This window comes from Actinocatenispora comari, from assembly GCF_017312725.1.
Lineage (GTDB): Bacteria > Actinomycetota > Actinomycetes > Mycobacteriales > Micromonosporaceae > Actinocatenispora > Actinocatenispora comari.
Map to the genome: position 1 here is coordinate 58905 of NZ_BOPO01000006.1, position 25089 is coordinate 83993.

25 protein-coding genes are annotated in these 25089 nt (G+C 68.6%); 17 read left to right on the forward strand and 8 right to left on the reverse strand.

Translation table 11 applies throughout. The features are described from left to right. The first annotated feature begins 77 nt into the window (after positions 1-77). A complete protein-coding gene (locus NUM_RS03095; protein WP_207122996.1) occupies positions 78-1361 on the forward strand; it encodes a CobW family GTP-binding protein in 1284 nt (427 codons plus the stop codon). Next, entirely contained in the window at positions 1258-2256 is a 999-nt protein-coding gene (locus NUM_RS03100; protein ID WP_225918298.1) for an alpha/beta hydrolase, read from the forward strand. The genes NUM_RS03095 and NUM_RS03100 overlap by 104 nt, the downstream gene beginning before the upstream one ends. A gap of 65 nt (positions 2257-2321) precedes the next feature. Here NUM_RS03100 and NUM_RS03105 read toward each other — a convergent pair whose 3' ends face one another. Together NUM_RS03105 and NUM_RS03110 are read right to left on the reverse strand one after the other, a co-directional pair. Beyond that, positions 2322-2732: a Fur family transcriptional regulator gene (locus NUM_RS03105; protein ID WP_207122998.1), complete on the reverse strand. Its 411-nt coding sequence runs from the start codon at positions 2730-2732 to the stop codon at positions 2322-2324. Positions 2733-2877: 145 nt separating this feature from the next. Continuing rightward, the gene (locus NUM_RS03110) at positions 2878-3789 is read right to left on the reverse strand and encodes a class I SAM-dependent methyltransferase (RefSeq protein ID WP_207122999.1); all 912 of its coding nucleotides are present in this window, start codon (positions 3787-3789) and stop codon (positions 2878-2880) included. 677 nt (positions 3790-4466) lie between these two features. On the opposite strand from NUM_RS03110, the gene NUM_RS03115 reads away from it, so the two are divergent. The 7 genes from NUM_RS03115 (at position 4467) to NUM_RS03145 (ending at position 12090) form a co-directional block, all read left to right on the forward strand. Continuing rightward, entirely contained in the window at positions 4467-6278 is a 1812-nt protein-coding gene (locus tag NUM_RS03115) for an ABC transporter ATP-binding protein (RefSeq protein ID WP_207123152.1), read from the forward strand. Next, complete coding sequence (locus tag NUM_RS03120) at positions 6275-8008, forward strand: ABC transporter ATP-binding protein (RefSeq protein WP_207123000.1); 1734 nt, start codon at positions 6275-6277, stop codon at positions 8006-8008. The genes NUM_RS03115 and NUM_RS03120 overlap by 4 nt, the downstream gene beginning before the upstream one ends. A 74-nt stretch (positions 8009-8082) precedes the next feature. Then, complete coding sequence (locus NUM_RS03125; RefSeq protein ID WP_308440536.1) at positions 8083-8682, forward strand: MptD family putative ECF transporter S component; 600 nt, start codon at positions 8083-8085, stop codon at positions 8680-8682. Then, positions 8679-9317: an MptD family putative ECF transporter S component gene (locus tag NUM_RS03130; RefSeq protein ID WP_207123002.1), complete on the forward strand. Its 639-nt coding sequence runs from the start codon at positions 8679-8681 to the stop codon at positions 9315-9317. The genes NUM_RS03125 and NUM_RS03130 overlap by 4 nt, the downstream gene beginning before the upstream one ends. Next, on the forward strand, positions 9295-10047 hold the full coding sequence (locus tag NUM_RS03135) for an energy-coupling factor transporter transmembrane component T (protein ID WP_207123003.1): 753 nt from the start codon (positions 9295-9297) through the stop codon (positions 10045-10047). Before NUM_RS03130 ends, NUM_RS03135 begins: the two co-directional genes overlap by 23 nt. After that, the gene (locus NUM_RS03140; RefSeq protein ID WP_207123004.1) at positions 10044-11477 is read left to right on the forward strand and encodes an ABC transporter ATP-binding protein; all 1434 of its coding nucleotides are present in this window, start codon (positions 10044-10046) and stop codon (positions 11475-11477) included. The genes NUM_RS03135 and NUM_RS03140 overlap by 4 nt, the downstream gene beginning before the upstream one ends. A gap of 13 nt (positions 11478-11490) precedes the next feature. After that, positions 11491-12090, forward strand: coding sequence for an MFS transporter (locus tag NUM_RS03145; protein ID WP_207123005.1), 600 nt, complete (start codon positions 11491-11493; stop codon positions 12088-12090). A 216-nt stretch (positions 12091-12306) separates the two neighbouring features. Here the strand turns inward: NUM_RS03145 and NUM_RS37600 are convergent, their stop codons facing one another. Next, entirely contained in the window at positions 12307-12426 is a 120-nt protein-coding gene (locus tag NUM_RS37600; protein ID WP_263975098.1) for a darcynin family protein, read from the reverse strand. Between the two features lie 123 nt (positions 12427-12549). Here NUM_RS37600 and NUM_RS03155 point away from each other — a divergent pair, with 123 nt between their 5' ends. Further along, entirely contained in the window at positions 12550-13770 is a 1221-nt protein-coding gene (locus tag NUM_RS03155) for an alpha/beta hydrolase family protein (protein ID WP_225918313.1), read from the forward strand. Positions 13771-13842: 72 nt separating this feature from the next. On the opposite strand, the gene NUM_RS03160 is transcribed toward NUM_RS03155, so the two are convergent. Continuing rightward, complete coding sequence (locus NUM_RS03160) at positions 13843-14199, reverse strand: S-adenosylmethionine decarboxylase (protein ID WP_207123008.1); 357 nt, start codon at positions 14197-14199, stop codon at positions 13843-13845. Positions 14200-14406: 207 nt separating this feature from the next. Here NUM_RS03160 and NUM_RS03165 point away from each other — a divergent pair, with 207 nt between their 5' ends. Next, the gene (locus tag NUM_RS03165; RefSeq protein WP_207123009.1) at positions 14407-15048 is read left to right on the forward strand and encodes a PadR family transcriptional regulator; all 642 of its coding nucleotides are present in this window, start codon (positions 14407-14409) and stop codon (positions 15046-15048) included. On the opposite strand, the gene NUM_RS03170 is transcribed toward NUM_RS03165, so the two are convergent. Next, positions 15016-15999, reverse strand: coding sequence for a VC0807 family protein (locus NUM_RS03170; RefSeq protein WP_207123010.1), 984 nt, complete (start codon positions 15997-15999; stop codon positions 15016-15018). The two genes, NUM_RS03165 and NUM_RS03170, sit on opposite strands and share 33 nt — an antisense overlap. Here NUM_RS03170 and NUM_RS03175 point away from each other — a divergent pair. Both NUM_RS03175 and NUM_RS03180 read left to right on the forward strand, forming a co-directional pair. Next, entirely contained in the window at positions 15920-17554 is a 1635-nt protein-coding gene (locus NUM_RS03175) for a carotenoid oxygenase family protein (RefSeq protein ID WP_225918300.1), read from the forward strand. The two genes, NUM_RS03170 and NUM_RS03175, sit on opposite strands and share 80 nt — an antisense overlap. A gap of 278 nt (positions 17555-17832) precedes the next feature. Continuing rightward, positions 17833-18783: a carbon-nitrogen hydrolase family protein gene (locus NUM_RS03180; protein WP_207123011.1), complete on the forward strand. Its 951-nt coding sequence runs from the start codon at positions 17833-17835 to the stop codon at positions 18781-18783. 441 nt (positions 18784-19224) lie between these two features. Here the strand turns inward: NUM_RS03180 and NUM_RS03185 are convergent, their stop codons facing one another. Further along, positions 19225-19839, reverse strand: a complete 615-nt coding sequence (locus NUM_RS03185) for a TetR/AcrR family transcriptional regulator (protein ID WP_207123012.1) — start codon at positions 19837-19839, stop codon at positions 19225-19227. Positions 19840-19926: 87 nt separating this feature from the next. Here NUM_RS03185 and NUM_RS03190 point away from each other — a divergent pair, with 87 nt between their 5' ends. Then, positions 19927-21174 carry an FAD-dependent oxidoreductase gene (locus NUM_RS03190; RefSeq protein ID WP_207123013.1) on the forward strand — a complete coding sequence of 416 codons (1248 nt, stop codon included), beginning with the start codon at positions 19927-19929 and terminating at the stop codon, positions 21172-21174. After that, positions 21171-22454, forward strand: coding sequence for a M24 family metallopeptidase (locus NUM_RS03195; RefSeq protein WP_207123014.1), 1284 nt, complete (start codon positions 21171-21173; stop codon positions 22452-22454). Before NUM_RS03190 ends, NUM_RS03195 begins: the two co-directional genes overlap by 4 nt. Positions 22455-22530: 76 nt before the next feature. Here the strand turns inward: NUM_RS03195 and NUM_RS03200 are convergent, their stop codons facing one another. Next, a complete protein-coding gene (locus tag NUM_RS03200) occupies positions 22531-22935 on the reverse strand; it encodes a hypothetical protein (protein ID WP_207123015.1) in 405 nt (134 codons plus the stop codon). An 11-nt stretch (positions 22936-22946) separates the two neighbouring features. Between NUM_RS03200 and NUM_RS03205 the strand changes: the two genes are divergently transcribed. Both NUM_RS03205 and NUM_RS03210 read left to right on the forward strand, forming a co-directional pair. Further along, positions 22947-23768, forward strand: coding sequence for a hypothetical protein (locus tag NUM_RS03205; RefSeq protein WP_207123016.1), 822 nt, complete (start codon positions 22947-22949; stop codon positions 23766-23768). A gap of 282 nt (positions 23769-24050) precedes the next feature. Further along, complete coding sequence (locus tag NUM_RS03210) at positions 24051-24236, forward strand: NAD(P)-dependent oxidoreductase (RefSeq protein WP_207123017.1); 186 nt, start codon at positions 24051-24053, stop codon at positions 24234-24236. Between the two features lie 168 nt (positions 24237-24404). Here NUM_RS03210 and NUM_RS03215 read toward each other — a convergent pair whose 3' ends face one another. After that, the gene (locus tag NUM_RS03215) at positions 24405-25028 is read right to left on the reverse strand and encodes a hypothetical protein (protein WP_207123018.1); all 624 of its coding nucleotides are present in this window, start codon (positions 25026-25028) and stop codon (positions 24405-24407) included. Positions 25029-25089: the final 61 nt, after the last annotated feature.

Genomic DNA, 25089 nt, shown 5'->3' on the forward strand with positions numbered 1-25089 from the left:
TCGCCCCTAACGAGAACCATTATCGTTAGCTGCAGGCCGGGGCTCACCGGCTGACTCCCAAGACGAAGAAGGGCCGCATGAACCACGATGAGCCGTCAGAACATGTACGACCCGATGCGGGCACCACACGGCCGAGGCTGACGGTGCTCGCGGGGTTCCACCGGGATGCGTGCCAGGCCGTGGTACAGCAACTGATGACAGCGGACCCAGAACTGCTCGTGGTTGAACACGACCTGCACGAGCTGCAGGGTGGTGTGGTGCGCAGGACGGTGCGAGCGGGTGGACTTGTCCTCCAGGACGTCGCCGTTGCGCTCGTACATGGCTGCGTATCGTGCACTATCCGCGAAGATGTCCTGCCGACACTGGCGCGGCTCGCTGCCAACAGCCCGGAGCGTGGACAGGTGCTCGTGGTTCCACCATCGGTCGAACCGGACACCGTTGTCGCCGCGGCCGAGTACTGCCTGATCGACGGTGCGCCGCTCACCGACCAGGTGCAGATCGAGTCGGTGGTCACCGTCGTGGACGCGGACACCATACTGGCCGACACGTCCACGATGGAGGCGTTGGACCAGCGCGGGCGTGCCGCGGCCGGGCAGGACGGGCGTGGCGTCGCCGAAACGGTGATCCGGCAGATGGAAGGAGCCGACACGATCCTCGTGCATGCCGTGGGTGTCGATCGATACCGCATCGCGGAAGCGACCGCGCTGTCAGAGCGACTGGCGCCGTGGGCGCGGGTGTTGGTCGCTGGTCCGGACGCCCCCGGCCCGACCGCGCGGCTTCCGCTGCACGGTCGGCTGCGCGGCAGGATCCGGTACTCGCCGGACGTGCCGGAAGCCGTCGCCCGCGGTCTGGCCGGGTTCGAGGTCGGCGAGTGCGCGCACCAACCCGACTGCGGAGTGGTGTCCACGCTGTTCCACGCGCGTCGTCCCTTTCACCCGGCCCGACTGCACGCGGCGTTGCCTTCGCTGAGCGGCAGCGCGCTGCGGGTACGCGGGCACTCCTGGATCTCCACCCAGCCGGATCTGGTCATCGGGTGGGACGGAGCCGGCGGCTCGCTCACGCTTGGAACACTCGATCGGTGGCTCGCAGCGGTACCGGACGAGCAGTGGCCGAAGGCCGGCCCGCAACGGCAGGTCGCCGCGACCTTGGAGTGGGACCCTTACTTCGGCGACCGCAGCACCCGGCTCGCCTTCATCGGCTTCGAACTCGACACGGTTCAGCTGCACGAACAGTTGCAGAGCTGCCTGCTCAGCGACGATGAACTCGCCGACGGGCAAGAGCGTTGGAGTCGACTTCCCGACCCGTTCGGTGACAGCTTCACCGCCCACGAGGACCCGCCGGTGGTCGACACCCGCGCCTGACGTGCCGGCCCCTGCCCGTCCGACAACCGATCCAACCGGATCGCAAGCATGGACCCTCGCCTGCCATATGACTAATGAGTATCATTCGCATATGAAGACCCTCGCCGCCGTAACTCCCCTCCCCACGGTCTCGGATATCGAGTACGCGCATCCGGAGCACCAGCCGCTCCGGCTCGATCTGTACGTGCCTGACGGGCATGGCCCGCATCCGGTCTGTCTGTGGCTGCACGGTGGCGCCTGGTTTCTCGGCGACCGTGTCAGCAGCGCTGACCCTTTCGCCCCGGAGCTCGCACGGCGAGGTATCGCGATCGCCAGCGTGGACTATCGGCTGGGTGAAGCCGGTCGGTTTCCGCGCAACATCGACGACGTGCGCGCAGCGGTGCGGTGGTTGCGCGGTCATGGCGATGCCTACGAGCTGTCCACCGAACGGATCGGTTCATGGGGGGCTTCGGCCGGTGGGCATCTGTCGCTAATGGCGGCGCTGTCCTCGACCGGCGGGAATCCCAGCGACCGCATCGATGCGGTCGTCGACTGCTACGGCCCGACCGACCTGGCTGCTCGTCTGTCCCGCACCGATATGGAACGTTCCGTGCTCACCGATCCGCCGGAGACACGTTATCTGGACACCACGGTCGGCCAACCGGACCTCGCCCGCGCGCGTGCCGCGAGCCCATTGTTCCAGAATCTCGACGGCGCGCCGCCTACCTTGATCATCCACGGCGACCGTGACCAGCAGATGGCGCTCGACCAGAGTCAGCGGATGCACCAGGCACTAGTCGCGGCCGGATGCGACAGCCAGTTGCTGATCCTGGGTGGTACCGGCCACGGCGGGCCACAGCACGCGTCCACCTGGGTGCTCGACACCATCGCCGGCTTCTTGCACCAGCACCTGTAGTGACGTCGGGTGTTGCCCCGACACGTATGTGTCCCCGCCCGAGGCGAGGGCCATGCCCCGGCGTGCTAGTCAGGGTTTGGTGTGCTGCACTCTGGGCAGAGCCCGAACACCTCCAGGACGTGCCGGGTGATCGTGTACCCGTGCCGTTCGGCGACCCCGTGGATCCATTTCTCCGGCGGGGCGTCGATCTCGACCGCCTTGCCGCAGTTGTCGCAGACCAGATGGTGGTGATGGGCGCCCGTGGTGCAGGCGCGGTAGAGTTGCCCGCCCTCGACGAGAATTGTGTCGGCCTGTCCGGCAGCGGCCAGCGCGTTGAGCTGCCGGTACACCGTTGCCAGCCCGACCGGGCTGCCTTCGGCCGCCATGCGCTGGTGCAGTTGCTGGGCGGAAACAAAGCCGGGCTCGTCGACCAGGATCCGATGGACGGCCTCCTTCTGCGCCGTGCGCCGCGTCCGCACGTTGGCAGCCTGCCCCATCCCGCACCTCCTTCTCGCCGTGACCACACCCAGCTTAACCGCGCTGCCGAACACGCCGGGAAGGCCAGTCGTGACGAGTCGCCCGGGATGCCCCGGCGCCCGGGCACGAACGGAGCCCAGTGGCACCGACCACCAGGAGAGACGCTCAGTGCAGGCGGGCTCGTCCGGTCCAGAGCAGGGTCGGTTGTACCACGAAGTTGTCTGGATCGGCGCCGATCCAGGTCGGGGCGACCGGGTCGAGCAGTCGTTCGGCGCGGGCGATGTCGGCGTCGGTCATGCCTGCCGCCCGCCCGTGAGAGGCGACCGCGTGGCGCATCTCAGGCCAGACGATCTGTTCCAGGAAGGCACGCGCTGCGGGCTCGGTGGCTGGTGCAGTCACCGGAAACACCTGCACGGCCACCTCGGCCAGCCCGGCAGATCGCAGCCAGGCTCCCAGCCGTTCGTACTGGTGTGGCCCATCGTCGGGCAGCCCCCAGGTCAACTCGGACGCGGTGCGAACGAGCCTCTCCAGCCGCGTGTGTCCGGGCAACAGCATCGACTGGTAATAGTTCGTGGTGAACAGCGCCAGAACTCCTCCCGGAGCCAGCGCGCCGGCCATGGTGCGCACGACGGCGGCAGGGTCATCGAAGGTCGCCGGCCACACCACGTCGGAGGCCCAGATCACGTCGAACCCGCCGGTCTCGGCAGCGTTGGCCGCGACCACGCGCAGGTCGCCCACCTCCAACTCCACGAGATCTGCGACCTGCGGGTCGGACAGCTGGGCACGGGCGACCTCGACAGCACGCGCATCGACGTCGACAGCCCGCACCGCACCCGCGCGACCCGCACGACGAACCAGGTCAGCAAGCCCGGGAAGCGCACCGCCCGCGCCTGTACCGGCATCAAGGACACGCAGCGGGCGGTCAGAGGCGACCGGTCGGATCGTGTCGATCGCTGCGGCGACTGCGGGCGCGGCGAAATTCCGGTTGGTCAGCAGGTACTCGACGTAGCGACTGGTGTCGGGGCCGGCGTCGGAGTCGGCCGATGGCCTCGGTTGGTTGGTCCCGTCCAGGGTCATGAGTACACTCTCCCCTTAATGCTAACGATAATCAATACCATTGAGCTCGTAGGTTGATGTGCCAGACAACACCAGGACGACCAGCTTTCCAACGACACCGCAGCCAGCGACGCTGGAACATCGAGCCTCGGGTTCTCGAAGTCTCTCTATCGGGGCATCTCGCCCCGCTACCAGCTCCTCGACGAGCATGCGGCTCGTCGAGCTGGTCAGGGCCTTGACCCGCCGGCCAGGCCTGCGACCGTGACTGCGGCCACGGCCACGGCCGCGACGCGCCGTGGCCGGCTTCGCGGGGAGACCCCGGCCGGCATTAATCGCCATCGACTACGCGTCAGCCCCTGGCCCTGGCGGCCCACTGCGACGAGAAATCTGGTCTTCCCAGCTCCCGCTAGGACGGTGGATGCACTCATCGTCGGCGACGGGTAGAACGCCGAGGGATACGAACGCGGTGCGCGGAAGGCGATGAGCCCGACTGCCGCCGCAGCCGCCCTCGCCGACATCTTGATCGCGCTGGAGCGTCGGAGCACCTGACCGCCGAGACAACTACCGGAAGCTCGCCGTAGCGACTGATGGCCGCAGGCGGCCTATGCATGCAGCCGGTTCTCGAGTACTGTCGATAATCATTATCATTACCTGCCGGCGTGCGACAGCTGCGGCGTGACGGCGAGAGAAGGGCGTTGATGGTTGTGGATGCTGCGACTGACCCAGCACAGGCTGAGAACGGTCGTCTCCCGAACCGGGTGCGCGAGGAGGGGTTCTTCGCGCCGGTACGGGGAAGCCTCGCCGCGATCATCGTGCTCAGTGTGCTGGGCGCGGCGAGCAGCGTGGTGCCGCTGATCGCGATCGTCGAGCTCGCTCGGGAGCTTGTGCCGGCACTGTCCGGGCAACCGATCCACGCCGGGCGTGTGTGGGCCATCGTGATCGTGGCGGTGATCGCGCTGTTCGTCAGCTTCGGCACGGCGTTCGGCGCCGGGGCCGTGGGGCACTTCGCGGACGCCGGACTCCAGCTGGCGCTACGGCGGCGGATCATCCGCCACCTGCAGCGGCTGCCGCTGGGATGGTTCGATCAACGCAGTTCCGGCACGGTGCGCAAGCTGGTGGAGAATGACGTTGTCGCCCTGCATCAGCTGGTCGCGCACGCCATCCAGGATGTTCTCACCGCGATCGCCGTGCCAGTGCTGAGCCTCGCGTACTTGTTCAGTGTCCAGTGGCAGCTGGCAGTGGCCGCGCTCGTCCCGCTGGCGATCACCGCGGCGACGTATCCGCTCATGATGCGCGGCGGTGCCGAAAAGTACCGGCAGTACGACGAGGCCACCGCGGCGCTGTCGGGAGCCACCATCGAGTTCGTGCACGGGATCGCCGTCGTCAAGCGGTTCGGGCAGGTCGGCCGCAGCCATCGCCGGTACCAGGAGGAGACGAGACGCTACGTGGGCTTCGTTGACCGGTGGACCCGTGACACCTCGACGGCCTTCACCATCATCGAACTGGTCACCTCGCCGGTCGTGGTGTTGGCTTGGCTGCTGGCGGCCGGCGCCTGGCTGGTGAACGCCGGCGCGGTGACTCCAATCGACGTCCTGCCGGGGATCCTGCTCGGCCTCGGCCTGACCGGCCCGTTGATGAAGCTCGGATCCTCCGCCCAGTTCCTGCGCAACGCGACGAAGGCACAGCAGTCCCTCGCCGAGTTCTTCGCACTGCCGACCATGCCCCAGCCGGCCAGCCCGCGCCACCCGGCCGGGCACCAGGTCGCCCTCGACACGGTGTCGTTCAGCTACGACGGTCAGCACCGCGTCCTGCGCGAGATCGCCGCAGCCTGCGCACCGGGCACGCTCACCGCCCTCGTCGGGCCGTCCGGCTCAGGCAAGTCGACGCTGGCGAAGCTCATCCCACGGTTCTACGACGTCGAGACGGGCACGGTGACGATCGGCGGCACCGACGTCCGCTCGATCGACCCGGCAGAGCTCTACCACGCCGTTGGGTTCGTGTTCCAGGACGTGCAACTGTTACGGGCCAGCCTGGCCGACAACATTCGCCTCGCCCGGCCCCAGGCCACCGACACCGAGGTCGAGACGGCCGCCCGGGCCGCCCAGATCCACGACCGCATCCTGCGCCTGCCCCGCGGCTACGACTCGGTCGTCGGCGAGGATGCGAACCTCTCAGGTGGCGAGGCCCAGAGAGTCACGATTGCTCGCGCCCTGCTCGCCGACGCACCCATCCTCGTTCTCGACGAAGCCACCGCTTTCGCCGACCCCGACTCTGAATCCGCCATCCAGACAGCGCTTAGCACCCTGGCAGCAGATCGCACCGTCTTGGTGATCGCCCACCGTCTTCACACCATCACCCATGCAGACCAGATCCTCGTCCTCGCCGACGGTCGGATCGCCGAGCGCGGAACCCATGCCGACCTGGTCACCGCAGGCGGACTGTTTGCACGGATGTGGACCGACTACCAAGCCAACCACGCCCGGTCGCTGCCAGAAGGGGTTCAACGTTGATCCGCCGACTGCTTCACTACTCATCCGTCTCGGCCCGCCGTCTGCTCGTCACCGAGCTGGTGTTCATCGTTGCCACCGCACTGCTCCAGGGCATCGCGTTCCTGCTACTCGTACCGCTGCTACGGAACCTGTTCCGCGGCGAGATGGGCGCGTTGGGCACTTGGCTGATCGCACTCGCTGGGGTGAGCATCGCGTACGTCGTCGTCGCCTGGTTCGCCAGCCAGATAGGCATGAGGGCCAGCACCGCCTTGCTCGACTCGCTACTCAACCGCCTCGGTGACCGCCTCGTAAATCTTCCGGTCGCCTGGTTCAGCCGCGACCGCTCCGGCCTGATCACCGGGATCGCCACCCAGGGGGCGATGTTCGTCTCCACGATGCCCTACGCGATCCTGCGGCTGATCCTGACCGGCTTCATCACCCCAGCGACGGTGCTGGTAGGCATGTACGTTGTCGACTGGCGCCTGGCCCTGGCGATGACCGTGATGGTGCCGATCATGATCGGCGGCTACCGGTGGTTGCGCCGCGCGATCGGCCGCGGCGACGCCGTTCACTCCGTCGCGGTCGCCGACGCCTCCAACCGAGTGGTCGAGTTCGCCCGGGCCCAGCCAACATTGCGTACCGCTGGCGAAGGCGCCGTCGCCGACCACCTCGTCGAACAGGCACTCCAGCGCCAACACCGTGCCTATCGCGGCATGCTCGTCACCGGTGGAGCCGGCATCGCGGCCTTCACCGGCATCGTGCAGCTGTCGATTACCGTCGTGCTCGTCCTCGGTGCGTTCCTCGCGATCGGCGGCTCCATCGACCCCGCGACGCTAATCGCCCTGCTGGTACTGGGCGTGCGATTCAACGAACCCATCGCTGGCGCCGGCGACCTGGGCGGCGGCATCTCCGTAGCGCGGACCACGCTGGACCAGCTCGACGAACTTGCCGCCGTTACCGCGCTCCCGGAACCTGCCGGCGCCGGCACACCCGCGGACTGGAGCATCGGCTTCGACAACGTTACCTTCGGCTACGGCGGCGGCGCGGTTCTTCGCGACCTGTCCTTCACCGCCCCTGCAGGGCAGATGACCGCCATCGTCGGCCCCTCCGGATCCGGGAAGACGACGATCACCAAGCTCATCGCCCGCTTCTACGATCCCGAGTCGGGCACCGTGTCCATCGGCGGTGTTCCCGCCCCCCAACTCGGCACCTCCGTGGTCGAAGCCGCGGTCGCGCCAGTGTTCCAGGACGTCTACCTGTTCGACGACACCATCCTCAACAACGTCTGGATCGGAAACAGCGAACTGACCCGCGAGCAGGTCATCGCCGCAGCTACCCGAGCCCGGGTCGACGAGATCGCCGACCGCTTGCCGAACGGCTGGGACACCCGGGTCGGCGAAGGCGGCTCGAATCTCTCCGGTGGAGAACGCCAGCGCGTGTCGATCGCCCGCGCGTTGCTCAAGGATGCGCCGATCGTGCTGCTCGACGAGGCCACCAGCGCCCTGGACATCGGCAACGAGATCGCCATCGGCGATGCGATCGATGCAGTCCGCGCCGACCGCACCATGATCGTCGTCGCGCACCGGCTGCAGACGATCATGACCGCCGACCAGATCCTCCTGCTCGACGGCAACGGCGGCATCCGCGAATCCGGCACGCACAACCAGCTCCTCGCCGCCGACGGTGCCTATGCCCGCTACTGGCACGAACGCGTCGACGCCGCCGGCTGGCAACTCAGCGCACACAACTGAAACCACCAACCCCATAGGAAGACTCTCGTTCCATGACCCGCAGAACCCCGCCCTCCATCACATCCGACACCGATATGAGCCCACCGTTCCCGCCGCGTTTCACCGCCCGCGACCTACTGAACGTGGCAGTGTTCGCGGTAATCTACTTCGTCATCGTCTTCGTGATCGCGATGCTCGGTATCATGAGCCCCCTCACGATGTTGCTCACCCTGCCGCTCGCCCCGATCGCCGCAGGCATCCCGTACATGCTCTTCCTCGCCCGCGTGCGACACACCGGAATGGTCACCGTCTTCGGTGCCGTGGTGGGCCTGCTCTACCTCATGGTGGGCCATCCCTGGCAGAGCACCGTCGTGACGATCATCGTGGCGCTGCTCGCCGACCTGATCCTCTGGGCCGGCAGGTACCGCTCGCGGCGAGCATCGATCTGCGCCTACACCGTATTCTCCGCCTGGTTCATCGGCCCCTGGATCCCACTGTTGATCGACCGCACCAGCTACCTGCGAGGCCAGAGCAACGGCGCCATGAGCGCCGACTATATAGCCGAGTTCGCGCAGGTCGTCACCGTTCCTGCAGTGCTGCTGATGCTCGCCGCGACGCTGGTGTGCGGATTGCTCGGCGCCCTGCTCGGGACCGCCATGCTGAGCAAGCACTTCCGTAAGGCAGGTCTGGCATGAGCGCGAACCCCAGTACCCAAGGCCAAGCAGAGACGGGTGCACGACCGTTCTCGCTGCGTCTTTCTGCCCGCGATCTGCTGCGGGTCGCGATCTTCGCCGTCATCTTCATCGTCGCCACCTACGTCATCGGGATGCTCGGCATCATCTCCCCACTGGTGTGGCTGCTGATCGTGCCCCTACAGGCAATCGTCGGCGGCGTCACCGTGCTGCTGTTCCTCACCCGAGTCAGGCATGCCGGCATGCTCACCCTGTTCGGCGTCGTGGTGGCGATGTTCTACCTGGTGGGTGGCAACACCCTGCTGAGTAGCACGGGGATCGTCGGGCTGGGACTGGTCGCCGAGCTGATCCTGTGGGCCGGACGTTATCGCTCCAAGTGGGCGATGATCTGGGCGTACACCGTGTTCGGGTTGAGCTTCTTCACCCCCTTCCTTCCACTCCTCGTCGACCGCACGGCCTACCTCGCCTCCTCGAACTTCACCGACATGGGCAAGGCCTACGTGCACGCCTCGGACACCCTGCTCAGCGTCCCTGTCATCAGCCTTCTGGCATGTATCGTCCTCGCCTCCTCCTTCCTAGGCGGCGTGTTCGGTTCAGCGATCCTAGGAAAGCACTTTGTCCGCGCCGGCCTTGCCTGAGGTTCAAGCCGTGCCGGTGCCGTCGCTGCGGCCACGGCGCGGCCTCGACCCACGCGCCAAGATCCTCCTGGTCATCGGTTGCAGCATCGTGGTGATGAGCCCCGCAGGGCTGCGCTTCGTCCCCTTTGCGCTGCTGCTTGCCATCGGGCTCGCGCTGGGTGAGCGAGACTGGCGGCGAGCGGCCAGCCTGCCTGCGGCGGCGGGCGTGATGTGGGTCCTGGGTTGGTGGCTGCCGCTGTGGTGGCCGAACGCCCTGACAGCGGTCGTCTCACTCGCGTGCGTCTACCTGATCCGCTTCGTCGTCGCCATCGGCGTCGGCGCGCACGTGATCGTCACCACCTCACCCACGCAGCTAGCCGCCGCACTCCGCATCTGGAGAATTCCCCGGCCCTTCGCCGTGACGCTCGCGGTCATGCTGCGTTTCTTTCCCGTCGTCGGCGCCGAGGCGAACGCGGTGCTCGATGCCATGCGGCTACGTGGTCTCGTCGGCGCCGGTGGGCTGCTGCGCCATCCGGTACTCAGCGTGGAACGGTTCACCGTTCCGATGATCGCCGCGAGCCTGCGCGCCAGCGAGGACCTGTCAGCCTCCGCGATCCTGCGCGGTCTCGGGTCCCGCCGAAAGCCCACCGCCATGCAGCCCCCGCGATTCGCAACACCTGACCTGGTCCTTGTCCTCGTAACCGCCACCCTGACCACAGCCGCACTCACCCTCCCGGCGCCGCTGTCATGATCCACATCGAACACGTCACCTGGACCTACCCACATGCCGAGACTCCGAGCCTGCGCAACCTCGACCTGCACGTCCGATCCGGCGAGTTTGTGGTTCTCTGCGGAGCGAGCGGCTCAGGAAAGTCCACTGCGCTGCGACTGATGAACGGGCTGATCCCGCACTTTCATGACGAGGGCAGCCTGGTCGGCACGGTGACCGTCGACGGGATCGCCACCCCAGGCGCCGAGCTCGACGAGATCGGCCTGGGCACCGGTACCGTTCTTCAGCACCCGCGTCGCCAGTTCTTCACAGAGACCGCCCGCGAAGAGATCGCTTTCGCCATGGAGAACTTCGGCTTTCCGCCACCCGAGATCCACACGCGCGTCGACGACCTCATCAGCCAGATCGCCGTCCACGTCCCGGTCGAACAACCGTTGCAGCGCCTCTCGGGTGGGCAGCAGCAACAGGTCGCGATCGCCGCCGCCACCGCACACCGTCCCCGGATCCTGTTGCTGGACGAGCCGAGTTCCAGCCTCTCCGCCGACGCGGTGGAGCGTCTGACCGCCACACTCGCACAGGTCAAAGCGGAGGGTGTCACGATCGTCGTCGCCGAGCATCGCCTCCGCTACCTGCAAGGCCTGGCAGACCGCATCATCGTCATGCGCGACGGCGCGATGAGCACGCAATGGTCCGCCGGCACCTTCCGCTCCCTGCCCGACGACGTGCTGGCCCGCGAAGGGCTGCGCGGGGACATCCGCACCGCGGAGCTACCTTCGCTCCCTGCCACGGGTGGCAGCGTCGCGCAGCCGTCGCCGGGTGACCAAATTCGGTCCGCTGCTCTCGAGCTGGAAGGCATCCGCTGCAGGCTCGGCGGCCGGGTAGTGCTCGACATCGAGCGCGTCAGTATCGCCGCCGGCGAGGTCACCGCACTCCGCGGAGCCAACGGCGCCGGCAAGTCCACGCTCGCCCGGATCATCACCGGACTGCAACGCAGCGCCGGAACCGTGCGCCTCGATGGGAAGGCACTCAGCCGGCAGGCGCGGCAGAGAGTCAGCGCCATCGTCATGCAGGACGTACAACGTCAACTGTTCACCGACCGCGTGGACGCCGAGATTGGACTCGCTGGCGCGGGAGCCGGCCAAGTCGATGAGAGTGAGACGGTGCTTCGAGCGCTCGACCTCGACCATCTCGCCACGCGGCATCCGCTCTCGCTGTCCGGCGGTCAGCAGCAGCGGCTCGTGGTCGCCACCGTACGTGTCTCCAACCGCCGGATCGTGATCTTCGACGAACCAAGCTCCGGTGTCGACCGCCGTCACCTCCGATCGATCTCCGACCAGATTCGCCGCATCGCGGCATCAGGCGCTGTCGTCGTACTCATCAGCCACGACGAAGATCTCCTCCATCTCGCCGCGGACCGACAACTCACCCTCGCCCCCCATCAGGCTTCGTAAGACAGCGCGGCAGTTGAGCGCTGGTGCGTTCTTTCTGCTGACGCTGTACCTCCAGCAGGCTCGCGGACACTCGCCGTGGGCGACCGGGCTGCTTCTGTTGCCGATGACGCTGGCGATCATGCCGGCATCCGTACTTGCCGGGCGGTGCACCGGGCGCTTCGGCCCACGCCGGCCCCTACTGATCGGCTATCTGCTCACCGGCGCCTCGATCGCGGCCCTTGCTGCGATGTCCACCAACGTCGACTATCTGCCGATTGGTGCGCTGTTCGTCGCGTGCGGCATCGGTCAGGGCCTGGCCATCGTGCCGGCACCGGCGGCCGTGCTGCAGGTTGTTGCGCGTGAGCGCTCCGGCGTCGGCTCGGCCATGGTCAGCGCGGCCCGCCAGATCGGCACAGCGCTGGGCTTCGCGGTCCTGGGTACCATCCTCAACGCCCACTTGCACGCCACCCGGAGCGGACCACACGCATTCGCCGCAGGAGTGCGAACGAGCCTGCTGGTCGGCGGTGGGGCAATCCTCGTCGCCGCCGCTGCACTCGCCCTCCTGCCGCGATGGTCCGGCCGCGCTGCTGCATCAGCGCAGTACGCGAAGCCATCTGCCTCGGCGGGCAGCTAAGCCACAGGTGCGGCGTCTTCTACGGCTGACACTCCGGGATACGGGGTCGTGGCTCCACCGCTGTCGGCGCATGGACTCCGCATCCGCATGCCCCGTCAGGAGGCTCCTGGCGAGCATTCATCGGCCGGGTCCCAGCGTGGCGGCGCGGTTCGAGTACCCGCCGACGTCCTTGGGCTGCGCCGGCCGCGGCTGGCGGTGTTGTCGGCGCGGCTTGTATCACGCGTTGAATGTGGCGTGGGCGTCCAGGCCGTAGTTGTTGGCGTAGGCGTTCTCGACGCCGACCAGGATTTCTACGCTCTGGAAGTAGCGGTCCCAGAACGGCGTCTCCCGCAGCACCTCGGATGAACAGTTGGTATGCCTGGTCGTACCGACGCCGACAGGAGTCCCATCCGCCTCGTATGGCCCAGCGCTGTGTCCGAAGCGGCTCCGGGCCGGACCCACTGTGCCTACAGTCGTCTCATGCCCGCACACACCGTCTTCAGCAAGGGGTTCTTCGGCGACGCAGCGCTGGACTACCAGGCCAGGGCCATGCTGGGCAGGTCGACACACGGCGCCAGTGAGCCCGGCGAGGTACTGGAGACCCTGGACCGGATACACGATCACGCCTCCTGGTCGCAGCAGTGGTCGGTGACCGCGACACGGCTGCAGGAGCACGCCGGGCGGTTGGGTGACGGCGATGATCGAGCCGGCGCGGCGGCGGCGTACCTGCGTGCGGCGAGTTACTGGGCGGCCGTGGTAGACGGCCTGGCGGAGACCGACGACGAGACGGGGTTGCGTGCCGCGTTCGACCAGCATCGTGACTGTTGGGATGCGTTCGTCGGCTGCTCCGACGGCGCGCACGTACGGGCGGACACGCCCTACGAGGGCACTGTGCTGCCGGGCTACCTGCTTCGCCCGGACGCGTCGGGAGCACGGCGCCCGACGATGGTGCTCGTCAACGGCAGTGACGGTGCGTTGACCGGGCTGTGGAACGAGGCCGCGGCTGGAGCCCTGCAGCGCGGCCTCAACGCCTACATCTTCGACGGTCCCGGCCAGCAGTCCATGCTGTTTCGGCACAGCATGCCGTTTCGCCCAGACTGGGAGGCGGTGTTGACGCCGGTGCTCGACATGCTCGTCGCCCGGCCCGACGTCGATGCCGACCGGCTCGTGGGCTACGGCGTCAGCCAGGGCGGTTACTGGCTGCCGCGGTCGCTGTGCTTCGAGCACCGGTTAATTGCGGCGATCGCCGATCCCGGCGTGGTGGACGTGTCCAGCTCCTGGTTTGAACACCTCGGTAAGGGCATGACCGGCCTGCTGGATCGCGGTGATCGAGCAGCATTCGACCGTGACATGCGCCTTGCCACGCTGATCCCTCACCTGCGACGGACGTTGAAGTTCCGGGCCCGACCGTACGGCGCCGGCACCGACTGGTTCGACGTGTTCTGCGCGGTACGCGACTACCGGCTCACGCCGGAGCTCGCGGCGAGGATCGAGACGCCCCTGATGATCACCGACCCGCAGGACGAACAGTTCTGGCCGGGCCAGTCCCAGCAGCTGGCCGGCATGCTCGGAGACCTGGCCCACCGGGTCGAGTTCACGGCTGCCGAAGGGGCGAACTTCCACTGCCAACCGTTGGGCCGGGCCCGCACCGACGAGCGCGTGTTCGACTGGCTCGCCCACCGCCTCCCCTTCGCCCCGTGACAACGTCGGGATCGGTGCAGACCGCCCGGACGGGAGGCCGGGTCGCCGACCGGCAGCGGGGCGGGCCGCGGGTCAGAACCCCTGGTGTTCGGTCTGGGCCATGGCGAAGAACTCGTTCGTGAACCGGACGGCGGCGGCCTCGTCGAACCGCTTGCAGGTGAACATGACCATGGCCAGGAAGCGCTTCGTTGTCCACACGTACAGCGAGATCCCCGAATCGATCAGCGGCACGAACGCGTCGTAGCCCTCGTTGCTGTCACGACCGCGTCCGCCCGGCACGAACACGGTTGGTTCCCCGTAGGTGCGCAGGTCGAGAGACTGTGGCAGCTCTCGAAGGAACCTACGGATCAGCGCTTCATCGACGGCGGCTGTGAAGTGGCCCTCCAGCAGCAGGCGTTGCCGTGTGATGTCGGGTGCCAGATTCTTCATCGTTGCCTTCCCTTCTGGTGTTGTCCACCGGCGTCGGTACCCCGCCGCCGGCCGGTTCGTTCGCGTCGTGGCGGCGCCTGGGTGCATCGTCGCGGCGACGTCACCGACGGGGCGGAGACGCCACCGCAACTCCTCTCACTCTCGCGCACACTCACTGATGTCCATCGGTACATGTCAATCGGTACTACTGCTGGTACGCTGCGCGGCATGTCGCTGAGGCACGCGCTGCTTGGCCTGCTGGCCGAAGGTCCAGCCAGCGGTTTCGATCTGACCAAGACGTTCGATCAACAGCTGGGTCGGTGGGCGTGGCACACCACGCACAGCCACATCTATCCGGAGCTGCACAAGATGGCGGCCGACGGGCTGATCGACGTGACGGAGACCGGTTCGCGGGGCCGCAAGACGTACGCAATCACCGATGCTGGGCTGAGCGAGCTGCGACGGTGGATGCTGTCGGAGCCGACCCGGCGCGGTACCCGAAACGAATCCGCGCTGCGCCTGTTCCTGATCGGCGTCCTCGATCCGGACGACGCCAAACGCATCCTGCAGGACTACGCCGACCAGGCTGCGGCCCTATTGGCAGACATCGAGGCAGTGATCGCCGCCGCCCCCGACGCGTGGCGCGACAATCCGCTCAGTATCGGCCGACTGGCCGCCGAACGGGGCCGGCATACGCTTCCTGCTCTCCAGGACTGGACGCGGTGGGCGATGGAGCAGATCGACCAAACCGACGGCCCGGCCGCGACGGCGGGCCCCGCACGCACCGACCCGGACGAGCATCGCCGGTCGCCCGACGACCCGGACGGGCAGCGCCCGTCAGACGCGGACGGCAGACCCGCGGCGCAGTGACCGCCGGCCGTACAGGATGGCCCACCCGATCAGACCGACCAGGGTGACCATTTGCAGGCCGCGGGAGGCCCCGACGAGAGCGCCAGGCGGCAGGGTCGCGATCAGTACCAGGCGAACCACCGACTCGATGCCCAGCACGGCACCGCTGACCAGCGTCAGCCTGGTCAGCAGACGACGGTAGGCGGGTTGGGCGGACCACCGATGCCGCATCGCTGCGGCACGTTCGGGTGTCGTGCCCGCCACCCGCATCGCGAAGGTCTGAAAGATCGGCCGGCCGACCGCGCAACTGACCAGCAGTACGGTGGCGCCGATCGCGCTGGTGAGCGCCTCGATGCCCACGCTCAGGCGCAGGCTGCCGGTCACCAGCGAGACTAGTAGCTGCACCGTGAACATCGCCAGCATGGCCGCGGCGATCACGTCGAAGTGCCGTTTGACCAGGGCCGACACCCCCAGGCAGAGCACGCTGGCGCCCACCGCGCCGGCGTAGGCAGCGGTCGCCGACCAGCCGAGCGCGTGCAGCACCAGGTAGGCGCCGAGGGGTACGGCGACATCGAGTACTAGCGGTGCCAGCCCCCGGATGCGGCGCGCCGCCGAGCCGGTCCGACCCGCATCGCGGTCACCCGGCCGACCGCTCGGTGGCGCCGGCGGGGCCCCGTGCTGCGGCCCCGGCCACGGCGGCGGACTTTGCGGGCGACTCCTCCAAGCCTGGTCCGACGGCGGGTTGCCGGGCAGCGGCCCAATCACGGTCGCGAACCCGCGATGGCCGGGCGGCGCGGGCGGCTGAGCCGGCCCGGCAGACCCCGGCCAGGGCGGGCTCCCCGCTGTCGGTGGCGGGCCGGCGGCGTGCGGGTACGGCGGAGCGTTGTCCTGCATGGTCGTCACCATTTCCTGCTTGCTGTGGCTTTTATCCGGATCGATCGTCGCGGCGACCGATCCGATCAGCGTGCACATGTCCCGATTCAATGTCAAGCTGTACATGTACCGATTGACATTTGAATGGACCGCTGCGAGGGTGGTCGTCGGCGACGCGGCGCTGCGAACGCGGCGCATCCGCGGCGGCATCAGCCAGACCAGCCACCACCCGAGGGGCCCTGAACCGATGGATCAAGACGCGAACACCGCGACCGTGGAGGTCGCCGGGCACCTGTCCCCGGTGACCGACGAGATCACCGCGACCGACCTGCCCGTGACCGGAGCGATCCCGCCCGAGCTGTGCGGCCGGTACGTGCGCAACGGTCCCAACCCGCTACCGGGCGAACGCAGCGACCACTGGTTCGTCGGGCAGGGCATGCTGCACGGGATCCGGCTGCGTGACGGCCGCGCCGAGTGGTACCGCAACCGGTGGGTACGCACCGGCAAGATGGCCGGCCGGCCCCCGTACCGCGCCGATGGGTCCCGGGATCTGAGTGTCACCACCGGAAACACGCACGTGATCCACCACGACGGGCGGATCCTGGCCCTGCACGAGGCCGGCCTGCCGCACCAGATCACTCCCGAACTCGACACCGTCGGCGTCTGTGACTTCGGCGGGCGGCTGACCACGAACATGACCGCGCACCCCAAGCGCGATCCCGCCACTGGCGACCTGCACATCTTCGGCTCCAGCGTGCGCAGTCCGCACCTGACCTACCACCGCATCGATGCGCACGGAGTGCTCACCGGTACCCGGCACATCGAGGTACCCGAGGCGACGATGATGCACGACTTCGCCCTCACCGAGCACCACGTGCTGTGGCTGGACCTACCGGTCACCTTCCACGCCGAGCTGGTGGGCAGGATGATGCCGTTTCAATGGTCGGACGCGCACGTGGCACGACTCGGCGTGATGCGACACGACCGGCCCGACGCACCCGTTCGCTGGATCGAGATCGACCCGTGCTACGTCTTCCACGTCGGCAACGCCCACGAAGACGACAGCGGGCGGATCGTGCTCGACGCGGTGCGCTACACGCCGAAGGACTTCACCGACTTCTGGACCACCATCGGACCCCGCGCCAAGACCTCGGGCCACGAGGCGGGAAACGGCTTCGCCCGGCTGTACCGCTGGATCGTCGATCCGGCGACCAGGACGATCAGCGAACAGGCCCTCGACGATCGCGGGGTGGAGTTCCCCACCCTCGACGACGAGCGAATCGGCCGGCCCAGCCGGTACCTGTACGCGGTCGCCGGTACGGCCTCCGGCGTGACCAACACCCCCGCCGCCATCGTCAAGTACGACCGGACCACGGGCGCCGTGACCAGCCATGAACTCGGCACCGACACCGCCGTCGGCGAAGCGGTCTTCGTACCAGCCGACGGGCGGCGGTGCGAGGACGACGGCTGGCTGATGTCGATCACCACCCGAGGCGACGGCAGCGCCTCTCAACTGCTCATCCTCGACGCGTCCAGCATCGGCGCCGACCCGGTCGCCGTGGTTGAGCTCCCCCGCGGCGTCCCGTCCGGGTTCCACGGCTCCTGGATCCCCGACCGTAACCTGGCAGGCACGGACACCCGGTCCGCCGCCTGACGCAACCACCCCCGCCCGGCAGCGGGCGGCGGCCGGAGAGCCGCCGCCCGCGCCGTTGGCGATCGGCGGTTCGAGCGGACGCGTCGGGTGCCTCCGCCGAGGCGACGCCCGAACATCACCACGGGTCAGTATGCGGCAGACGGGACGGCAAGCTCGGGACCTCACGACAGGTCGGCGCCCGCGTCGGGTAGGTTCGCACCATGCGTTGACGTTGTTCACGGGGCCCACCGAGCCTCCTTCGTTCAGCCGTCCCACCGGATACGAAGGAGCCGTTCTGCATGTCCACCCTGACACTCGCTCTGTTGCAACTCGCCCGCCCGGAGCCCGACCTGTCCGTGGCCGTCGCGGCCGGGGAACGAGCCTGCCGGAAAGCCGCCTCGATGGGCGCCGACCTTGCGTTGTTCCCCGAGATGTGGAGCAACGGCTACACCGCAGCCGCCGCTGGCCGGACGGTCTTCGCGCACCCGACAGTCTGGGAGCTTGACACAGCGGCATCGGCTGCGACACCGGCGAACGTGTGGCGGGGAGAGCCGGTCGCGACCGATTCCTCTTACGTTCGGCACTTCCAGAAACTCGCGGAAGAGCTGGACATGGCCATCGCGCTGACCTATCTCGAGGCTTGGCGACCCGCACCGCGCAACACGGTGTCGGTGATCGATCGCCACGGCCACATCGTCCACACCTACGCCAAGGTGCACACCTGCGCGTTCGCCCTGCCCGAAGCGGCGCTCACACCCGGCGACACCTTCGGTACCTGCGTGCTCGACACCGCCGCCGGCGATGTCGTGATCGGCACCATGATCTGCTACGACCGGGAGTTCCCGGAAAGCGCCCGCGCGCTCATGCTCGCCGGCGCCGAGGTCATCCTGACCCCGAACGCCTGCGACATGGAGATCAACCGTCTCACCCAGTTCCGAGCCCGAGCCTTCGAGAACGCCACCGCCGTCGCGATGGCCAACTACGCCGGACACGGCTGGGGGCATTCGATCGCCTTCGACGGCATGGCATTCGGCCCGGACGGGTCTCGCGACATGCGCGTCGTAGAAGCCGGGGAATCGCCCGGCATCCACCTCGCTCCGATCGACCTCGACGCGCTGCGCGCCTACCGCCGCGCCGAGACGATGGGCGATGCGTTCCGCCGCCCGTCCGCGTACACCGCCCTGATCGCCGGCAGCCCGCGGGACCCTTTCATTCGGGTCACCACCGACGACACGCCACCGCTGCGCTAACCGCCCGAGATCAGAACAGGCATCGGTCGGGACTCGATCTGGCTGCCCCAACGCGTCGGGCGTCAGCAAACTCGGACGCCGAGATTGTGCCCACAACCAGCGAACGAGCCGGCCACTGCGGGCTTGTCGAAAGGGCCCCGACCGACGGCGGCCCCGGATCCACTCCGCGGCAACGGACTGTGGTTGACGCTTGCCCGCTAGCTCGCGCCAGAAGCCCCTGCACGAGGGCGACCGGATCCGCCCCGTCCGACGTCCGCCAAAACGCTTGCGGGCAACGGCAGCCGGCCGACCCACCTGGCGTTCCGCCCGCAACCGGCAACTGCCCCGGTTCAGACCGCCGAGCTTGCTGAGCGCGGCCTGGCGCGTCGCATCGCAGCGCTGGCCGTAGAAGCCGGTGAAATCGAACAGCGCCCTTCGGTCGGCCGCACTCGCGACCGTCGATCAGGCCGTTGCGGCGGCGGGAAGCACGACACGGTCGACGATGTCCTCGACCAGGACACGGGCTGGTGGACCGCCGTACAGCAGAAGGTGCTGGAACATCAGTGCCGGACCGGTGCGGGCCAGAACGGGCGTCGCCGCCTGCGGGCGGATCTCGCCGCGGGCAGCGGCACGCAGCAGGATGTCCAGCACGGCCTGCAAGCGGGGTTCCAGAACCTGGTCGCGCAGCAGGGCGCGCAGCGCGCTGTCGGGCGGCCCCAGCAGTTCGGCGGCGAGCGCCTGGACGGCGAGAGCGCCGAGCTCGTCGAGCAGCTGGTGCATCTGCTCGAAGCAGGCCAGTAGGTCGTCCCGCACGTTGCCGGTGTCGGGTGCGGCGGGCAGCGGCGGCAAGGTGTGGGCGAGCGCATCGGCGACGATGTCCGCCTTCCGGTCCCACCTGCGGTACAGCGATGCCCGGCCGAGCTGAGCCCGGCGCGCCACCCGGTCGATCGTGAACTGCGCGTACCCCACGTCCGCGAGCTCCGCCAGCACCGCGGCACGGATCGCCTGTTCCAGGGCCGGCCCCCGGCGCCGGCCCGCCCGCTCGTTCGTCGCGGTCACCACTCCGCCTTCCCTCATTAAGGATCAGTATGTATCTTACAGCAAACGATACACAGCAAGAAAAATGCTCATGTACGAAACGTATTGTCCTTGACGAGGTGCCGGATGAGCAAAGAGACCGACATCGAACGGGTCGGAGTGGTCGTCGTCGGCGCCGGGCCGGCCGGCCTGACCGCCGCGATCCGGCTGGCGGCGTTCACCGACCCGCCGGTCGTGCTGGACGCGGCCGCCGAGCCGACACAGACCTCGAACGCGACGCTGGTGCATTCCTCGACACTGGAGATGCTCGCCGAGCTGAGAGTGACCGGCCCGCTGATCGCGGCGGGCCGGGTGATCCGACGGCTCGTCCTCGCCGACCGGGGCCGCCGGGTGACGGCGATCGACCTGACGGCCGCGCGAAGCCGCTACCCGTTCGCCCTGAGCGTCCCGCAAAGCGACACCGAGCGGCTGCTGCTGGCGCGGCTGCACCAGCTCGGCGGATCGGTGCGGCGCCAACATCGCGTCGAGACGATCGAGGTCGACGACAGCGGCCACCTGCTGCGCGGTCGAGCCGGCCAGCAACCGTTTGCGCTGCACGCGCGGTACGTCATCGGCGCCGATGGCGCGCACAGTACGGTCCGCGCCGGCATCGGGCAGCAGTTTCCCGGCCGCACCTACCCGATGCTGTTCGTCCTGGCCGACGTGGCGGTGACCCAGACGCTCATCGCCGCCGACGAGGCCGGCGTGTTGATGTCCGGCGATGGCGTCACGGTGCTTGGGCGCCTTCCCAACGGCAACCATCGCATCATCGCCACCGTCGACCCGGCGGCCATCGTGCCGGAACGGCCAGACCGTGCCTATCTGGACCAGCTGCTGGCCCGGCGCCAGACCGGGGTCCGGCTGGCGGCCGAGCCGTCCTGGTCCTCGCGGTTCCTGGTACATCACCGGATGGTCGACCGGTTCCGGATCGGTGATGTCTTCCTGGCCGGCGACGCCGCGCACGTACACAGCCCGGCCGCCGGGCAGGGCATGAACACCGGCATCGCCGACGCGTACGACCTCGCCAGCCGGCTGGCCGCGGTCCTCACCGGATCGGCCGACCCTGCCGTTCTGGACGACTACCAGTCTCAGCGACGCGCTGCCGCCCTGGAGGTGCTCCGCTTCACCGACCGCATGACCCGGATGGCGATGCTGGTCAAGCCGGCCGCCCGGCAACTTCGCCGGATGGCGCTAGGCGTGCTGCCGGCGATACCGCCGGCGCGGCACACCGTGACCAACTGGGTCACCGGACTCAAGCGAAGCCCGCTGCGCCATGACCTACCGCACGTCTCCACCGCCGCCACCCCGGCCCGCTTCGGGCGGAGGCCGTCGTGACCGCGCCCGTTCCTTTTCCCGCTCTGTCCACCGCCGAGCGCGATCGCCGCTGGGCGATCGCGCAACGACTCATCGAACAACACGATCTGAAGGCGTTGCTCGTGTACGGCGAGCCGGAGGGCAGCGGGGTCCCGCACGTCGCGGCCGACAACTACTTCACCAACGAACGTACCGGCGCGGTCGTCCTGATCCTCGGCGGACAACCGCCGTTGCTGCTGGTGCCGGTACACCTGGCGGTGGGCGAACACCTGGAGGCGCAGTCGGACGGCTCGGGGTCCTGGTTGGCGCCCGAACAGCTGGTCGCGGCCGGAGACGAGCTGCCGGCCGGCGCCGGCCGCGGTGGCGGCCGGATCGCCACCGAGCTGGCCGCACACGGGCTCACCCGCGGACGGATTGGCGTCATCGGCACCGGTGCGACCGCATTCCAGCACGGCGGGATCATGCCGGCCGGCACCTGGAAGCAACTGCTGCACCGCTTACCGAATGTCGACTGGATACCGATCGACGACGACTTTCGTGCCGCGATCCGTTGTCGCAGTGCCGAAGAACAACACCTGCTGCGGTGGTGCGCCCGGGCCGGCGAGCAGATGTGCGCCGCGATGCTGGACGTCGCGGAGGCGGGCGTCGCCGACACCGACGTCTACGCCGCGGGTATCGCCGCCAGCTTGCGCGCCGGCGCGCACAACAGCGGCAGCGTCCTGGTGCTCGGTAGCGACGGGGAGAGCGTCGCTTGGGGACCGCCCCGCTGGACTTACCGGGGAGGCCGGCCCCGCGTTCTCGCGGCCGGCGACATCCTGATGGCCGAGCTGTTCCCGGTCTACGGCATGATCGAGACTCAACAACAACTCGCCCTGACCATCGGCGACCCGCATCCGGACACGGTGGGCGCCGCGACGGCAGCACGGGCCGCGTACGAGGCCGGCGTGGCCGCGATCCGGCCCGGAGCCACGTTCGGTGCGGTCGTCGCGGCGATGTCCGAGCCGGTCCGTGAGGTGGGAGGGTGGAACCTGACCCCGATGGTGCACGCGCTCAACCCGCTCGATGCGTTCGGCGGCTGCGGCTTCCCGGACGGCCCCGACCCAGCGCTGGCACGGTACGGCCCTGTCGGCGGCGTGCCCACCGTGGGCGCCGAGAGGGTCCTCGCACCCGGCATGAGCCTTGCCCTGGAACCGAACTGCGTCCTCGGCCGGCGGCGCGCCAACCTCGGCGGGACGGTACTTGTCACCGAGCACGGCGCCGACGAACTCAACACCCTGCCCTGCACGATCCACCAGCGCTGACGGCCGCTGAGGCCGAGCGACAGCGCTGGCCACTGCGGCACGGATCGGTGGTGCTGCCCGATCGGCCGCGGACCTGTCAGGTCGGTCCGGTGTCGCCGGTCATGATGGGCAGGATCCGGGACCGGAGGTGCTGCTCGTCAGGCGGTGACCTGTGGACCATCAGGTGCAGCAGCACCATCGCGAGCCCGGCGTCGGCCCGGGCGGTGAGATCGGTGTCGTCGCCCGTGATCAGGCGTAGCCGTTCGCGGGTGGCGGCGCGGATCGGCGCTACCTTGGCCTCGCGTATGGCGGCGGCGAGATCGGACCCGGGTGCGGCGAGCAGGACCGACAGCAGCGCGGTGGCCCGTTCGGCGATGGCGGCGGCGACCGACACCAATGCGCGATCAGGTCGGCGACGAGGTCGCCGGTGATCTCGGTGGTGCGGCGTCGTGATGCGGCGCGCATCCCGTGCCGAGGTAGACCGGGTTGCCGGCATCGCCAACAATCGCTGCCATGAGCGACTACCCCAGGTGGCGGCACGACTCGAACCAGGGCGAACTCAGCCCCGGCAGCGCGGGCCCTCCGACGGCAATACCGCGCGGGCGGCACCGGCCCGCTTGGTTTCCGGCTGTCGCCGGGGTGGGCGCCACCGCGCTCGTCGGCATCGTCGCCATCGGCGTCGTGCTCGCGACGGGAGTCGGCTCCGGTCGTGGACACCAAGCAGCGGGCGGCTCGTCGGGGTCGCCGTCATCAGGGCCGACGACATACACGGGAATGCCCAACCCCTGCACGATCGGCGCCAGCAGGCCGAAGCAGGTCGACGGCGCCACGATCAAAGGTCCGAACGACGAGGACCACCAGCGGTCGTGTTCGTGGGCGATCTTCGACTCCGACCGGGCGGTGTACCTGCAGGTCGGGATCCTCATGTCCAGCGGAGCGGGCAACCCGATCGTCGAGGCACGGAACGCTTTCGCCAACGACAGGACCTTCGCCGCCTCGCCAGACGATGCAGACAAGGAACCGGCCGGTTTCTCCGGCAACGAGGACGCGCAGCACCCGCAGGCGATCTCAAGTCTCGGCGATGAGGCATTCAGTGCGAAGTTCACCAACGACGTGTCCTACGGCAGTGGAGACCACCCGAAGCTGTATCACCTGGGTGGCGCCTGGGTCGAGGCGCGCGCCGCCAACGTCATCGTCTCCGTCAGGTGGGGCGGCGCCACCTACCAGGGGGTCAGCTCCGGGGACAAGATCTACACCGGCACCAACGACGACTACTCGACCACCGACAAGCAAGCGCGGACCGTGGTCAAGACGCTGCTCGGCAAGCTGTCCTGACAGCCATGGATGCAGGTGAGAGCCTCCTGGCGCGATCGCTGGGCGATGGCGGACGCTCTGGTTCGTCGGCTGGGGCGGGCTGGCATGCCGCTGCGGCGTTGGAGTGGTCCGGCTCGGGGCCGCCTCTGAAGTCCCTTGCGAGGTCGAGCGATGTGGTTCTCTGACCCTACCTTCACGTCGGGGGCGCCCCTGTCGTGATCGGAGATCTGCAGGCGGGCCGATGTTAGATCCCGATCCAGAGTCTCGGACGACCCGCCGAGCGCGACAGTCGCCGACCATGCCATGGCGCCGCTGCTCGCGGCCGCCCGCCGGATCACCACGTACGACCGGGCCACCCGGGCCGGCGTCTGGCGCTGGCAGACCAGCGAGCCGATCCACCGGATGCAGGGCCGGCTGCTCGGGCTGCTGCGGTTCGGCGCGATCGAGCAGGCGACGCGGTGGGGGCGCGAGCGTTCGGGATGGGTATGATCGCGCGCGACCTGTACCTGGCGCCGGCGGAGATCACCGCGCACAGCGCCATCCGGTGTCCTTCGGCGAGCCGGAGCTACGCCGGGTGAAGTCGACTGACCCTGGTCAAGACCGCGCGGAGCGACTTCCCGGTTCGATTGGACGCCAAGCGAAGGCCGACGCTACAGGTCAGCTCCTCATGGCGAGGACGGGGTTGTCGTCAGGGTCGGGCAACTGCGCGGTGCGCAGCGGGGTCCGAAACCATTCTGGCTCGATCAGGATCCCCATGACTCGCTCGGCGAGGACCAACTGCCGTGCACCGCACAGCCACACCCCATGCTCCGGGTCGGTCAAGCCCTCGCACCATGCCGGCTTCCAGGCAGGCTCGGGTTCTGGATCCGACAGCGGCGTCAAAGGCCCCCACGGTTCCTCGTCAATGACCTGCCGTCCATCGATCGCGTAGCCAATGCGGTCGGCGCCGTTCACGTGTGTGTACACGGTGAGCACACGGGCACCGTCGCGCGACAGACTCCGCTGGCCGAGGATACCTGTGTAGCCGTTGATCTCGATCGCGAAGACCTGCCCGGTGGCAGCGGTACCGACCTGAACCAGGTGGACGATGTCGCCGGGACCGTGGGTTTCCATCAGCTGCCAGTAACGCTCCGGCCCGTGCACTTCCGTGGCGCCCGGGTCCCCGCCGAATCGGCGTATCACCTGGCTCTCATCGGCGCCTTCGACCACGCTGAAGCACAGCTCCTCGAAACTGTCGAACCAGCTGTGCCGAGCGATCCGCGCCGCCGTCTCGCTGTCCATGACCCACCAATACCAGAGCCGGGAGTGGGCCACTGCGCACGGACTGGGTGAGAAGTCCCAA